Genomic DNA, 14,856 nt, shown 5'->3' with positions numbered 1-14,856 from the left:
ATGCAGAAGGTAATGTTAATGAAAGCAGCTTAACTGTCACGGTAGATACGATTGCAGCAAATGTTGTTGCAGATGTGAGCTTGGCACAAGGCGAAGACAGCAACACTGATGGCAAGATCAATAAAGAAGAACTTGGCACAGATCAAAGTGTCAAAGTTGATATTGCTTTAGGTACAGATGCCAAAGTGGGGGATGTGATCACCGTCAATGGCAAAGATCATAGCTTAACGCAAGCAGAACTTGATGCAGGCAAACTCAGCGTTGATGTCGTTGTAAAAGAAGGCGAAAACACGATTCAAGTCAGCCACACCGATGCAGAAGGTAATGTTAATCAAAGCAGCTTAACTGTCACGGTAGATACGATTGCAGCAAATGTTGTTGCAGATGTGAGCTTGGCACAAGGCGAAGACAGCAACACTGATGGCAAGATCAATAAAGAAGAACTTGGCACAGATCAAAGTGTCAAAGTTGATATTGCTTTAGGTACAGATGCCAAAGAGGGGGATGTGATCACCGTCAATGGCAAAGATCATAGCTTAACACAAGCAGAACTTGATGCAGGCAAACTCAGCGTTGATGTCGTTGTAAAAGAAGGCGAAAACACGATTCAAGTCAGCCACACCGATGCAGAAGGTAATGTTAATCAAAGCAGCTTAACTGTCACGGTAGATACGATTGCAGCAAATGTTGTTGCAGATGTGAGCTTGGCACAAGGCGAAGACAGCAACACTGATGGCAAGATCAATAAAGAAGAACTTGGCACAGATCAAAGTGTCAAAGTTGATATTGCTTTAGGTACAGATGCCAAAGAGGGGGATGTGATCACCGTCAATGGCAAAGATCACAACTTAACGCAAACAGAACTTGATGCAGGCAAACTCAGCGTTGATGTCGTTGTACAAGAAGGCAAAAACACGGTTCAAGTCAGCCACACTGATGCAGAAGGTAATGTTAATGAAAGCAGCTTAACTGTCACGGTAGATACGATTGCAGCAAATGTTGTTGCAGATGTGAGCTTGGCACAAGGCGAAGACAGCAACACTGATGGCAAGATCAACAAAGAAGAACTTGGCACAGATCAAAGTGTCAAAGTTGATATTGCTTTAGGTACAGATGCCAAAGAGGGTGATGTGATCACCGTCAATGGCAAAGATCACAGCTTAACGCAAACAGAACTTGATGCAGGCAAACTCAGCGTTGATGTCGTTGTACAAGAAGGCAAAAACACGGTTCAAGTCAGCCACACTGATGCAGAAGGTAATGTTAATGAAAGCAGCTTAACTGTCACGGTAGATACGATTGCAGCAAATGTTGTTGCAGATGTGAGCTTGGCACAAGGCGAAGACAGCAACACTGATGGCAAGATCAACAAAGAAGAACTTGGCACAGATCAAAGTGTCAAAGTTGATATTGCTTTAGGTACAGATGCCAAAGAGGGTGATGTGATCACCGTCAATGGCAAAGATCACAGCTTAACGCAAACAGAACTTGATGCAGGCAAACTCAGCGTTGATGTCGTTGTAAAAGAAGGCAAAAACACGGTTCAAGTCAGCCACACCGATGCAGAAGGTAATGTTAATGAAAGCAGCTTAACGGTGAGAGTCGATAGCATTGCACCAACATTAACGATCAGTGCAAATCCAACAACAGTGACGGAAGGTGGAGTAACAGAAATTACCTTTAATTTCAATGAAAATGTGAATGGTTTTGAAGAGGCTGATGTTATTGTCGTTGGTGGTAAATTATCTAACTTTATCAAAGTTGATGAGAACACTTGGACTGCTACATTTACCCAAGAAGGCTCTGAGGCTCCAAGTATTGAGATTGCTGGTTCTAGTTATTCAGACCTTGTAGGGAATGCAGGGACAGCAAGTCAATTGGATGCTAACCATGGTTTTGGTCTATCACGTCCAATCAAACTCATTGCTGTATTGGATAATGTGGAATCTGTAGGTCAAAACCCTGAATATGACAGTAGTTCTGCCAATAATGAAATGATCGTCAGTGGCGGTATCAGTAATGATAAATCACCAACATTTATTGGAACAGGTGAATTTGGTACAAAGATTACTGTGGTTATTCAAAATGCTTCTGGTGTTCTCCATAGTATTGAAGTGCCTGTGAATGCGGATGGAACATGGGTACTTGATTTAGCAAAAGCACCTGCAATTGAGTTAGCAGATGGTTCATTTGAAATTGTGGTCAATGGTCAAACTTTTGAAATTGAAATTGATACACAAATTACATCACCAACATTTGAATTAGATAGTGATACATTTGCGACTATTGGTTCTAATAGCGTTGGTACTAACAATGATGGTATTACGTCAAATCCGCAGGTGAATGTTAAAGATGTTGATCTAGATGCAACATGGTCTTATTCAACCAATGCTGGAAAAGATTGGACGTTAGGTACAGGCACGAGCTTTAATTTAAAAGATGGCACGTATGCACTGGGTTCAATTATTGTTAAAGTTGAAGATGTCGCTGGTAATACCAGTGAAACCAGTAATACGCAAGCCATTACAATTGATACCTCTACACCACGTCAATTGACAGAAAATTTAGTCGATACAGGTATTTCAAATAAAGACCGCTATACCAACGATGCAACAATCAGCGTGTCAGGTATAGAATCAGGTACTCAACAATTCTACTCTTTAGATGCTGGTGTGACATGGACTGCATTTACAGGTGGTCATTTTGAATTGACAGATGTTTCGAAAACATTTGCCAAAGATGATGTACAAATTATGCAAGTCGATGCTGCAGGCAATAGCAGTATTCATAAACTTGAAGCAATGACTATTGATTTGACACCACCAGATGCACCTACAGCAGTTTTAGGTGCGGGTAAAGACAATAATCAGCTCATAGTCAGTGGCTTAGAGTCAGAGTTGAGTTCTTGGGAATACTCACTTGATGGTGGACGTACTTGGATTTTAGGTGATGCTCGAAATGTCATTCCTTTAGCTGATGGTTTATATAACAAAGAAGATATTGTCTTACGTCAAACTGACAAAGCGGGTAATGTGAGTGAGGAGCGATCAATTGGTACTGGTTCATTTGAAGTAGATACTGTTGCACCTACTGCGCCAGTAATTATCAATGCTCAAGATAATAATGAAATACAGCTGATTAACTTGAGTAATGGTGCATTTACCAATGACACAACACCGATTATAAATGGGTCAGCTGTTGATGCAAAAGAAGTCATTCTCTCAATTAATGGTGAAGAATACATTGTCGCTGTGACAAATGGTCAATGGTCATTTGAAATACCGAATGATAAAGCTTTAACAGATGGACAGTATATTATTAATGCAATTGCTGTCGATGCGGCAGGTAATCAATCACTCCAATCAAATGATTTTGTACTCAATGTAGATACTCAAGTGCCTACAGCACCAACGATTAATACCGTTGCGGGTGATAATAAAGTTTCATCTGCTGAGGCTGTTGATGGTGAGGCCGTGACAGGTACTGCTGAGCCGTATTCAACAGTGACTGTAAAATGGGGTAATACAGAAAAGATTGTAACAACAGATGCTTCTGGTCAATGGAATGCTTTGTTTACGCAAAGTGAAATACCATCATTCCCATCTTCAGGTTCAACATCAACGAGTATTACTGCATTTACAACAGACCGTGCTGGAAATAAATCAGGCAGTACCACTCATAATGTCGATTTAGTGAGAGGGGAGTCCATCGCAATAGCTCCAGTCACTGGTGACGATATTATTAATATTGCTGAAAAAGCTTCAAACGCAGTGTCCATTCATGGGACATTTGCTGATAAGTCTTTCTTAGATAATTATTCATATCTTTATATTAAAGATAGTTTGGGTCAGAAAATTAAGCTCGGTGGAGTTGTTGATTATTTACATGTAACAAATAATACAAATTGGTCAGTTGATTTACCAAATTCATTTATTTCTACTTTGGAGCACGGCAAAACTTACACCATAGAAGTTTATGATGAATTAATTTCGGGAAGTCCATTAACGACTCGAACATTTACCGCAGATTTAATCGCTCCAAATCAACCGACTGATATTGTGGTTATTGACAACATTAATGAGTTGGGTGAGCTTGATGTAGGCAAACCATTAAGCTCACAATATACCAATGACAACTTACCAAGTATTTCTGGCAAAGGTCACGAAGTTGGTAACATCATAAGTATTCAAGATGCGCAAGGTAATCTGATCGCGACAACTGTTGTGAAGGCGGATGGTACATGGAGTGTAGATTTGACTACACCTTTGGCTGATGGCGCATATAACTTGAAAGTTGTTGAAACCGATAAAGCTGGTAACCCATCGACTGCAGCAACAGTTGATTTGGTTATCGATACTGTTGCACCAGTGGTGAAACTGGATCTGATTGCAGGAAATGATGTACTAGATGCAGTAGAAGCACGTTCAGATTTGACTATTTCGGGTACAGTTTCAGTCGAAGATCCAATGCCAACATTGGTTCTAACGTTTAATGGTCAAGATTATCCAGTTGATCCTGCGAACATTGGTACAGATGGCAAATGGACATTGACCATTCCACAAGCGGACTTAAATGGTTTAGGCTCAGATAAATATCCAATTGAAGTGAATGCTACAGATGCTGCGGGTAATCTCACAACAGTCGGGAAAGACTTAATCGTTGATTTATCACAGACAGCAGAATTAAAAGAAGCCGATTATAAAGTTGAATTGGTGGATTTATTGGATAGTAATGGCGATCCAGTCAAAGATATCAATGGAAATATTATCCAACAATTAGTGACAACTTATCCAACCGTGCAAGGTCAGTTAGCGATTGGTGCAGGTACAGAAGTCAAGTTACTTGAACCAACCAATTCAACAACGAAGTTCGCTGGTGAAGATTTAGTGTGGACGGTGTCTGCAGATGGTCAAACATTAACAGGAACAGTTGTAGGTGAGTCGCAAGCAACCTTAGAAGTAAAAATAGATCGTATGACAGGTGTTTACACAGTCACGATGACCAAAGGAGCAGACCATTTTATTGAAAATCTTGAAACGATTGAGATTCCTTTTGAGTTAACCCATGCGAATGGCACAAGTAATGGTAAGTTAAATGTCGTCATTCATGATGACGTACCTGTGGTGTCTGCACCAATGACAGTTGATTTAACTGAAGTGGAGGTAGTGCAAGGTCAATTGGTTGAAAGTTTTGGTATAGATGGTGGGCATTTACAAGCAGTAACGATTGAAGGGAATACCTATGTCTTTAATGCTGCAACGAATACTGTTCAGCAATATGGTAATGCAGAGAATATCTATGCTTATAGTTATTCACAGAGCACAAAACTTCTTACTGTAACAACAGTGCATGGCAATACAGTGACGGTAGACATGCAAACAGGTGCGTATGAAGTTGCTGCAAATGGTATAACCGTAACACCTGAGCAAAACGAAAAACCAGTTGCAAGTTTAGGCAATAAAGGTGGCTTGCTTGGTACTGCTAATCTCAATGTTGCAGGTCTAATCGATTTAAGTAGTAGTCAGCTTTATACCGTGAATGATGTTAATAACAACATTACCAAAGTCGTGATTAATAAGGCTGCATTACTGAATTTAGACTTGGGTTTACATTATGAATATTCTAAAGCTTTAGCAGCAGAGTTTGGGTTTGAGATCAAAACCATCGCAGCGGTACTGATTACGCCAGCGCAAATTACCATTACTTCTAAAAATGGTGTGATGGATCTAGATCGTTTAAATGAGTTCTTGGGAACAGTGAAACTTGTTTCTGGATTAGGACAAATTTTAGATGTTAAGTTACTTGCTGGTGAAGGTATCACTGCAACAGATCAAAATGGTTTACAAGGTTCTGATACCACTGTAAATGTTGCAGATGTAGGTGTACTTGCTGGTTTGGGTGAGTTAGTAAAATTACAAACTTCAGGCATTCTACAAGAAGGTACATCAGCAGATAATGTAATTTCTGGAGATCAAAGTGAGTTATCAAAAGATGACCGTTTATATGGTTATGCAGGCAATGACACTTTATATGGTTTAACTGGCAATGATTTATTACGTGGAGGAGCAGGTACTGATCGACTTGAAGGTGGAATCGGTCGAGATATCTTAATTGGCGGTCGAGGTAATGACATACTCGTGGGGGATGATCTTGCTAATCCTACTCAGCAATTCAGTGACGTATTTAAGTGGGAAGCGGATGACCATATCCCTGAGCAAGGTCAGGTGGGTATTAGTAAAGATACAGTACTTGATTTTAATACATCTGCGATTCGTTCAGGTGGTGATATTTTAGATCTATCTGGTTTACTCAAAGGCGAAGGGCGTATTGGTTCAAGCATAGGTAACTTAACTAACTATTTACACTTTATGTTAGTTTCAAATGCAGATGGAACTGTCAGTACAGAAATTCATATCAGTACAGCAGGGAACTATATCGGTGGCTATAATGATTCGTTGGTTGGTCAAACAGACCAAGTTATTGTGTTAGAAGGTGTAGACCTTATTTCTAAATTTGCCAATGATCAACAGATTATTAGTCATTTATTAAATACAGGTAAACTGATTGTAGATTCTGCTGAGTTTGATGCAAGTGCATTAACAGATCAGAACATTAACATTTCGGCAGAAGTTGTAGATGGTGATGGTGATGTGGTGCATACAGGGGAATCTTCGATTGAGACCTCAAATATTCCAGACCAAACTTTTGATCCGAATAATGTAGCACCTGTGACTCAAGCAAAGGTTGGTAGTTTACTGGGCTTAATTAATTTGGATGCTTTGGGATTGATCAATTTAAGTAATCAATACCTGACAGCTTATGATGAGAACAGCAACTTAGAAAAAGTTGAAGTGAAATATCAGCCGATCTTGACCGTTAGCTTAACACCTTTAGAACTACATGCTTCTGAAACACTTGCAGCAGAACTTGGACTGAAAGTTGTATTGAAAAATGATGACGGTGTTTTAGGTTTAATTGCACCAAGTTCAACTTTAACCATTACCGCAATTGACGGTGGTAAAATTGATAACCTTGCAGTGAATGAATTATTAAGCAGTATTTATCTGACAGCACAAGGTGGTACATTGCTGACAGGTAGTCTGCTGAATCTTGATGTTATTAATAGCATTCAAATCACTGCAACGGATATACAAGGTGCTTCAAATTCGAGTGATGTTGCACAATTGTTAGGCTTAAATCTTTTCGATGCACAGTCATTTAATAGTGCTGCGAAAAATATTATTGAAGGTGATCAACAAGCAAATACGCTTGACCATTCACTTTCAACAGAAAGTTTGCGTATCTATGGGATGGATGGCAATGACATCATTAAATCAGGTTCAGGTGATGACTTGATCCGAGGAGGAAATGGCGATGATGTCATTGAGGCAGGTGCAGGTGATGATCTTATTCTTGCTGGTGCGGGTAATGATCAAATTTTAGGTGGTGAGGGGCATGATCTTCTGATTTTTGAATTATTGGAAAGTCTTGATGCTACAGGTGGTAATGGTAAAGATACATGGGCAGATTTCCATGTTGGTGATGTGAAAACTGATGTTGATGCAGATATGATCAATATCAGTGCCTTATTATCAGGTAGTAGTACTGATTTGAAAGATTACATTAGTGTGAAAGATGATGGTAAGGGCAATACGATTCTCTCTATTGACCGTGATGGTTCAGCGACAGATATGACTTATAACCCAACAGAACTTCTTGTTTTACAAGGTGTCACGAAAACTGATGAGTTATTAGATCAATTGATTAATAACGGTCAATTATTTTAATTCATAACTAAAAAGAAAAGAGGATCAAAAGATCCTCTTTTTCTATTTTATAAAGGATTGATCAGGGAAGAAGTATGCCAACCATTTGCCTCAATATGATCGTTAAGAATGAAAGTCATATTATTGCTAAAACATTAGAAAATATTTGCCAGCATATAGCGCTTGATTATTGGGTGATTTCAGACACAGGATCAACAGATAATACCATTGAAATTATTGAGCATTTTTTTAAACAAAAAAATATTCAAGGTGAAATTCAGCATCAAGCTTGGGTGAATTTTGGTCATAATCGAGATGCAGCTTTGCAGGCATGTGTCGGTAAAAGTGATTATATTTTATTTTTTGATGCAGACGACCATTTTATAGGTAATTTTAAATTACCTGCTTTGCAAAAAGACAGCTATTTTTTCAAGATGACCAATGAAGGGGGGAGTACAAAATATCTCCGAAAACTCATTATTAAAAACAATGGTCAGTTTTTTTGGAAAGGCGTGTTACATGAGTTTTTATCGAGTAAAGCTGATTATTCTACAGGCACGGTGGAAGGAGATTATGCAGTTGTTTCAGGTCGTAAAGGCAATAGAAGTTTAGATCCCAATAAATACTTAAAAGATGCTCAACTACTTGAACAAGCAATCATAGATCAAGTAGATCCTGATTTAGAGGCACGTTATAGCTTTTATTGTGCACAGTCTTATCAGGATGCAGGTCAAACCGAAACGGCAATAGAATGGTATCAAAAACGTACGGAACTGGGCGATTGGAAAGAAGAAGTCTATGTCAGTTTTATGCGTTTAGGTTCTTTATTTGAAGCAAAAAAACAGACCATGCAAGCATTATATTATTGGCAATGTGGTGTTTCAGTGGTTCCTGAGCGAGCTGAATGTTGGTATCACCTTGCACGCCGTAATAATTGGGATAAAAATTATGATTTGGCGCTGTGCTATGCCGAACGTGCACAAAAATTAGCTTTACCAACAGGAAATAAATTGTTTTTAAATCAGGATATTTATAAGTTCTGGTGTCATTACGAGTTGTGTATTAATGCATTTCAATTGGGTTATAAAGAACAAGCTTATACGGCCTTTAAAGCACTCGTCCAAAATGCCTCACAAGGCTTGGTTCAGCGTGTGATTCATCAACTCGATCATTATCAAGATTTGATTAAAAAAGACCACTACCTAGAGGTCAAAAACTTGATTCAGAATTTACAAAAATTGGAGTTTATGGAGCAAGCCGATACGATTTTAAATATACAGAAATCATAGACGATTTTAGTTTTTCGCTATTTACTTTATGGGTGAAATAAACATGGTTTTAAATGCTTTATTAAATAAATTACGAGAAAATTTTTTATATATGCAATATGTTGAACGTGTTGAAATATATAAAAATAGTAGTGTATATTGATATCAAAACCGAAAATTTATTTTTTGCATTGGATGTCAATGAACACCATGAAATATTTTTAGTGTGCCGAAATGTAGAAACACAGAAATTTTTATCCCAATATTTTCATTGTTTTATCGACTTTAAATTAAAAATTTATGCTGAAAACACGCTATTCGTGCATTTTTTAAATATTGCACAAGAGCAAGATCAAGTTATTGAAAAAGTTATAGAAAAAATTATACAACAATTGCTCGACTATACGAAAAATCAAAGCTATTTACTCAATACACTGAGTGAACAAGTAATACAGTTAAATCAACAGCTTAAAGCCACAAAAATCAATGATATTTATTTAGATATGGCAAATACTTTAAGTGATAAGTTTTTAACGATTCGAGAAACATTAATACAGATTAAAGAAAAACAACTCAGCTTAGCACGTTTTGGGGATGGCGAAATTCGTTGTATGGTGACCACAGGCGGATGTATTTTTCAAAAGCATGATTGGAAATTAATGCAGGAATTAAGAGATATTAGTCGCGATGATATGGGCTTGATGGTGTGTTACCCGAGTTTATTAATTGAAGATTCATTTTGGAATAAGTTTTGGCTCGAGTTTTGGGCAAAATGTAAATTTTATTTAAAACGGCCACAGTTAGGTGATGCCATGATCACACGACCTGAAGCATTTTACTTTTATGGTAATGAGATTGTGGATTTATGGAAAGCGATTTGGGAAGGTAAAAAAGTCTGTTTTATTACAGGAAAAAACTCCCGTTTAAATGCAACGCATACTATTTTTTCTAATATCGCATGCGCTAGCTATATTTATTCTAAAAATCAAGATGCCTACGCAGAGATTGATCATGTGATGCAACAATGTATGGAGCAAAAACAGGTCGATTTATTTTTAATTGCTCTAGGACCAACAGGAACAGCGTTAGCGGCAAGATTACATCATCGTGGTTTTAGGGCTTTAGACATTGGGCATTTGAACAATAGCTATGATACAGTATTTTTAAATCAACCCCGTCCAGAGCAAATCTAGGTCGGTTGATCAAAGGTTTAATATGTTATGTTCGATATTTGAGAAGAGTTAATTAAAATTTAAAAAACTAATTTTTGTGAAAATAGGGGCAAGATAACAATTCACGATCAATCTATCATCATGATTCAAAATGTTGAAAATGCATTCATACATCCTCAAAAAATAGAATTTTAAGGCTTATATGATCAGATGCAATGGTTACTAACAAGTTATAGTGAGGCTGATCCATTTTATATTATGACACAAGAAACTCCTGAACAACTTATACATCTTAGAAAGCAGACTACTCAAATATTAATGGAATCGACTCGTAACCTTACTCCAGATTTTTTTAAATTTGCCAAACATAAAAATAGACTCACCTTTTTATAATTGAAACGATAATACATGCATTTATTTACTATTTAATACTGACTTTCATGACACGTACTGCTAGGATTTGTACACGATTTAGCTTAGCTTTTATTTCATGAATCTCATTGATTTTATTTTGCATGTTGACCAACATTTATTTGAATTTATAACAAATTACGGTTATTGGGTTTACGGAATTTTATTCCTGATTATTTTTGTTGAAACAGGCTTAGTGGTCATGCCATTTTTGCCGGGTGACAGCTTACTTTTTGCCGCAGGTGCGCTAGCTGCTTCAACAGGTGCGATGGATCCTGTGTTATTGGTTATTTTATTGTTTATTGCAGCGGTACTGGGCGATACTTTAAATTATCATATTGGAAAATATATCGGGCCGCGTGTTTTTGAAATTGACTCTCGATTTATTAACAAAGAACATTTAATCAAAACTTCACAATTTTTTGAAAAACATGGTGGAAAAACCATTATTTTTGCACGTTTTATTCCTTTTGCGCGTACCTTTGCACCATTTGTTGCAGGTGCAGGCAGTATGAATTATAAATACTTCCTGACTTATAATGTGGTGGGTGCGATTTGTTGGGTGGGTTCATTTATTACTTTGGGCTATTTATTTGGCGCACATCCATTGGTCAAAGATAACTTCACACATTTGGTATTTGGTATCATTTTCCTAAGTATTTTACCGGGCTTGATCGGTTTTATTCGCCATAAATTTTTCAATAAAGAAAAAGCTTAGAAAAATCGAACCACGACAGGCAACATACATAAAATTAGAAATAGTGCCGATCCTTTATATAAACGGTCGGCACTTACACCCTTTAAATTTCCTGCCAAAACTGTACGTCCCCAATAGATCCAAAATAACGCACACGGGATTAAGCACAAGCTAAATATGCCGATCACTATAAAATAATGTAAATATGAATCCCAAGTTTCTATAGGGAAAATACCTGCTGCAAATAGTATGGTTTTTGGGTTTTTTAATGTTGAAATAAATAATTGCGAAGGGCTTAAAGTTTTATGCAATTGGCTATGATTTTGTAAATGTGATGCTTTCCATAAATGAAATGCTAACCATAAAACATAGGCCATACTGGCGATATGTAGAATATCAATCAATAAAGGCCAAATCGGTAAACTTAAATGAATGAGCAATGCCCAAATACTGATGCCATACACATAACCAAAAAGTTGTGCAGGAACCAAAGCGAATGTTTTAAAGACACCTTGATGATGTGCTGAGCTGGCTAATAATGCATTAGTTGGTCCGGGAATCAGAAGCACAGCCAACATTGCTGCAATAAATAGCCAATTTTCAATCATATAGTGTTTTGAATCAGTTAATCAGGCGCACACCTTAAACGAAAATATAAAACCATGACAAGTGATGAGTGGCTATTTTATCTCATTTGAATGCGATTAATTTGAATTTTTTAAATATAAATAATTGTTTTTATTTAAATTAGTTTTGTAATATTTTGCTAAACATTAAAGTGGATGTGGAGTCAAATTTGGCTTCACATCCAGCATATTCTACTTTTTCACTTCTTGACGTTTAGGGACATAAGGGCAGTTTTTAAATTGGGCAGCCTGAGAAATAGCATCTTGCTGACCATATAAATTGGCAAGTTCAGTATTTTTGGTATTGGAGGATTGCCCCATATTTACCGAAATACTTGGACCAAAGCCCCACCCGAAACCGCCACTGCCCCAGCCACCACCGAGCCCAACACCAACGCCCACACCAGTACGTTTCGCAGGTTGTACGCCATTGTTGATGTATTGTTGAATACGTTGAAACTCCGATGCCAGTTGCGCACAATTCATAGCCTGATATTGGGTTGGCGAAACATAATTCGGTTTTACCGTAGTCGCACATGCGGTTAAAAGCGGTAAACCTAGAATTAAGGCAGCCCATTTGAAACCGTTTAAAAGAGTTAGCTTCATGTTACATCTCGATCTTATTTTTGCTCAATCTCATTGAACAATGATTGATATGCCTGCGTCAATTTATGATCTGTAGCAAAATAGATGAGCGGTAAGTTTTTATGATGTGACTCTTTCATGATCACTGATGGCGGCAACATATTTTCTAATACTGGCAAATTTTCATCTTTCAATTGTTGGACGACTTCACGGGGTAATTTCGCTTGTGCTTGGAATTGATTGACAATAATTCCTTCGATTTCTAAATGATCATTATGATCATCTTGGGTTTCGATGACATTTTCAATCAAGGTTTGCAAGGCACGTTTAGAAAATACATCGCAATCAAATGGAATCAGTACACGATCTGCACTGATCAACGCCGATAAAGTAAAGAAATTAAATGCAGGTGGTGTATCAATATAAATACGTTCATATTGCCCAGCAAGAGTTTGAATCGAATCACGTAATTTATAGATTTTATGTTTGGCTTCTAAAGCATGCTCTAAACTGCCTAAAGTCGGGCTAGCAGGCAACACATCTAAATTGGCAAAAGGCGAGTGATGAATATACTGATCGAAGCCTTTATTTTTAGACTTTAAAATAGAGCCTAGCGCATTGCCCAATAAGCCTTTTTGTTGGTTATTTCCTAAAACATCTTGGAAAAAATTTTCAATATTAGGCTCAAGTGCTGTTTTGTCCGCAGAATAGGTCGCATCATCACCCAAAAGATATTGGCTAGAATTGGCTTGTGGGTCTAAGTCAATCACTAAGGTTTTTAAACCTGCATGTGCGCTCATCGCTGCCAAATTTACGGTAATACTCGACTTACCTACGCCACCTTTTTGGTTAAATACCACTCGTGTCAGCATAATTTCCCTCAAATGCATTATTTTTTGACTTGTATGCAGTTTAACCTAGACTCCATACAAGTAGGAAATAAATGTTTAACAATTAACCAAAAACGGGTTTAATCAAGATAAGCGAAAAAATGGCAATAAAAACGATTGCACCAATCACTAAACCTGCGCGGCGCTGTGCTAATAAAATTTGATCATCCTTTTTATAGGCTTTGATTTGAGAAGAAAGCAGCACTAAAAATAAAAGAATTTTGGCATAGAACCACGGTTCTACTTGGAATTGATTGATGATCAATAATGCTACACCCGTAAGAACCAACACAGTATAAGATAGATGCTGTACAGCAACAAAAGCCACACGACCTTTAGGGTTTGGTTGTTGGTTTTGTGTGCCTACAAATAAAGTGAATGCTCTTAATGCAAAAACCAACAATGCCAATACTGCACTGACTATATGTACAGTTTGCATAAGTAAAAGTGTATCCATAACTTATTTTATACCTTTGGTGCGTGGGCACATTCTGGACTTGCAGGTGCTTGATCTTGCCATTCTGTTGGCAAATAAGCATGGATGGCTAAAGCATGAATTTTACCTGGACTGAGTAAATCTTTAGCTTCAGCATAAACTTTTTGATGGCGTTGTACTAAACGCAGTCCAGCAAATACCTCACTCACAATAATCACTTTAAAATGAGATTCTTTTCCTGGAAAATATCCACCATGTCCTGCGGACTCATTGATCACTTCTAAATGGGTTGGATTTAAAGCTTTTAATTGTTCAATTAACTGCTGTTCAAGACTCATCTTACAGTTCCTCGAGTATTTAATTTGAACTGAGTATAGCGGATTATATTTTTTGTCCCTAATCTCCTTTGAAAACCAAAGAAAAGCATTTTTATTTTGAGTAATGAACAGTAGGCAGAGGAGTGATTTAGCAAAAAATTAAGTCATCTGTGTTAATTTTATGCAAATAAGCGGTTTTATAACAAAAAATTGTTGACCCTAATTTATCTTAATGTATTATAAGCCCCATGCGGGAATAGCTCAGTTGGTAGAGCATAACCTTGCCAAGGTTGGGGTCGGGAGTTCGAGTCTCCTTTCCCGCTCAAAATTTTTTCATTCGGTTTTTTATTTAAAAAATTGGACAGACTCCGCGGGAATAGCTCAGTTGGTAGAGCATAACCTTGCCAAGGTTGGGGTCGGGAGTTCGAGTCTCCTTTCCCGCTCCAAAAATTTTTTCATTCGGTTTTTTATTTAAAAAATTGGACAGACTCCGCGGGAATAGCTCAGTTGGTAGAGCATAACCTTGCCAAGGTTGGGGTCGGGAGTTCGAGTCTCCTTTCCCGCTCCAGATTCAAAAAGCCCTCATCGAAAGATGGGGGTTTTTATTGTTGGTTTTATTTATATTTTTCTAGCTGGTTCAAATTGTTTACTAGAGCCTAATTATAAATTTTATTAGCCGTCCCTATGT

The 14,856-nt window shown here is 37.5% G+C and carries 9 protein-coding genes and 3 tRNA genes; 7 read left to right on the top strand and 5 right to left on the bottom strand.

What is annotated here, in order from left to right:
- The first annotated feature begins 1,994 nt into the window (after window positions 1–1,994).
- The 4 genes from HUS24_RS17150 to HUS24_RS09925 all read left to right on the top strand — a co-directional run bounded on the left by HUS24_RS17150 (window position 1,995) and on the right by HUS24_RS09925 (window position 11,335).
- On the top strand, window positions 1,995–7,787 hold the full coding sequence (locus HUS24_RS17150) for an Ig-like domain-containing protein (RefSeq protein WP_368033937.1): 5,793 nt from the start codon (window positions 1,995–1,997) through the stop codon (window positions 7,785–7,787).
- Window positions 7,788–7,861: 74 nt separating this feature from the next.
- Entirely contained in the window at window positions 7,862–9,055 is a 1,194-nt protein-coding gene (locus tag HUS24_RS09935; protein WP_173911880.1) for a glycosyltransferase, read from the top strand.
- 131 nt (window positions 9,056–9,186) lie between these two features.
- Complete coding sequence (locus HUS24_RS09930; RefSeq protein WP_173911879.1) at window positions 9,187–10,227, top strand: GT-D fold domain-containing glycosyltransferase; 1,041 nt, start codon at window positions 9,187–9,189, stop codon at window positions 10,225–10,227.
- A gap of 469 nt (window positions 10,228–10,696) precedes the next feature.
- Window positions 10,697–11,335 (top strand): DedA family protein, encoded by a 639-nt coding sequence (locus tag HUS24_RS09925; protein WP_173911878.1) that lies wholly within the window; start codon window positions 10,697–10,699, stop codon window positions 11,333–11,335.
- Here HUS24_RS09925 and HUS24_RS09920 read toward each other — a convergent pair.
- The 5 genes from HUS24_RS09920 to HUS24_RS09900 all read right to left on the bottom strand — a co-directional run bounded on the left by HUS24_RS09920 (window position 11,332) and on the right by HUS24_RS09900 (window position 14,189).
- Window positions 11,332–11,922, bottom strand: a complete 591-nt coding sequence (locus HUS24_RS09920) for a LysE family translocator (protein WP_173911877.1) — start codon at window positions 11,920–11,922, stop codon at window positions 11,332–11,334. The two genes, HUS24_RS09925 and HUS24_RS09920, sit on opposite strands and share 4 nt — an antisense overlap.
- Window positions 11,923–12,132: 210 nt before the next feature.
- Complete coding sequence (locus tag HUS24_RS09915; protein WP_173911876.1) at window positions 12,133–12,546, bottom strand: hypothetical protein; 414 nt, start codon at window positions 12,544–12,546, stop codon at window positions 12,133–12,135.
- A gap of 14 nt (window positions 12,547–12,560) precedes the next feature.
- Window positions 12,561–13,397 (bottom strand): ParA family protein, encoded by an 837-nt coding sequence (locus HUS24_RS09910; protein WP_173911875.1) that lies wholly within the window; start codon window positions 13,395–13,397, stop codon window positions 12,561–12,563.
- 82 nt (window positions 13,398–13,479) lie between these two features.
- Complete coding sequence (locus HUS24_RS09905; protein WP_173911874.1) at window positions 13,480–13,872, bottom strand: SirB2 family protein; 393 nt, start codon at window positions 13,870–13,872, stop codon at window positions 13,480–13,482.
- An 8-nt stretch (window positions 13,873–13,880) separates the two neighbouring features.
- Window positions 13,881–14,189, bottom strand: coding sequence for a BolA family transcriptional regulator (locus tag HUS24_RS09900; RefSeq protein WP_173911873.1), 309 nt, complete (start codon window positions 14,187–14,189; stop codon window positions 13,881–13,883).
- A 229-nt stretch (window positions 14,190–14,418) separates the two neighbouring features.
- Between HUS24_RS09900 and HUS24_RS09895 the strand changes: the two genes are divergently transcribed.
- The 3 genes from HUS24_RS09895 to HUS24_RS09885 all read left to right on the top strand — a co-directional run bounded on the left by HUS24_RS09895 (window position 14,419) and on the right by HUS24_RS09885 (window position 14,736).
- Window positions 14,419–14,491, top strand: a tRNA-Gly gene (locus tag HUS24_RS09895).
- 47 nt (window positions 14,492–14,538) lie between these two features.
- Window positions 14,539–14,614: transfer RNA gene (locus HUS24_RS09890), tRNA-Gly, on the top strand.
- Window positions 14,615–14,660: 46 nt separating this feature from the next.
- Window positions 14,661–14,736: transfer RNA gene (locus HUS24_RS09885), tRNA-Gly, on the top strand.
- The last annotated feature ends 120 nt before the right edge of the window (window positions 14,737–14,856 follow it).

The sequence above is a fragment of the Acinetobacter sp. Marseille-Q1618 genome (genome assembly GCF_902809855.1).
In the GTDB taxonomy this organism is placed as follows: Bacteria; Pseudomonadota; Gammaproteobacteria; order Pseudomonadales; family Moraxellaceae; genus Acinetobacter.
Note: the sequence above shows the minus strand (reverse complement) of the source record. Positions and strands in the feature narration are given on the sequence as shown.

Coding starts and splice junctions, on each gene's coding strand:
- HUS24_RS09925 (WP_173911878.1), top strand. CDS start 10,697: ATGAATCTCATTGATTTTATTTTGCATGTTGACCAACATTTATTTGAA.
- HUS24_RS09905 (WP_173911874.1), bottom strand. CDS start 13,872: ATGGATACACTTTTACTTATGCAAACTGTACATATAGTCAGTGCAGTA.
- HUS24_RS09920 (WP_173911877.1), bottom strand. CDS start 11,922: ATGATTGAAAATTGGCTATTTATTGCAGCAATGTTGGCTGTGCTTCTG.
- HUS24_RS09935 (WP_173911880.1), top strand. CDS start 7,862: ATGCCAACCATTTGCCTCAATATGATCGTTAAGAATGAAAGTCATATT.
- HUS24_RS17150 (WP_368033937.1), top strand. CDS start 1,995: ATGATCGTCAGTGGCGGTATCAGTAATGATAAATCACCAACATTTATT.
- HUS24_RS09900 (WP_173911873.1), bottom strand. CDS start 14,189: ATGAGTCTTGAACAGCAGTTAATTGAACAATTAAAAGCTTTAAATCCA.
- HUS24_RS09910 (WP_173911875.1), bottom strand. CDS start 13,397: ATGCTGACACGAGTGGTATTTAACCAAAAAGGTGGCGTAGGTAAGTCG.
- HUS24_RS09915 (WP_173911876.1), bottom strand. CDS start 12,546: ATGAAGCTAACTCTTTTAAACGGTTTCAAATGGGCTGCCTTAATTCTA.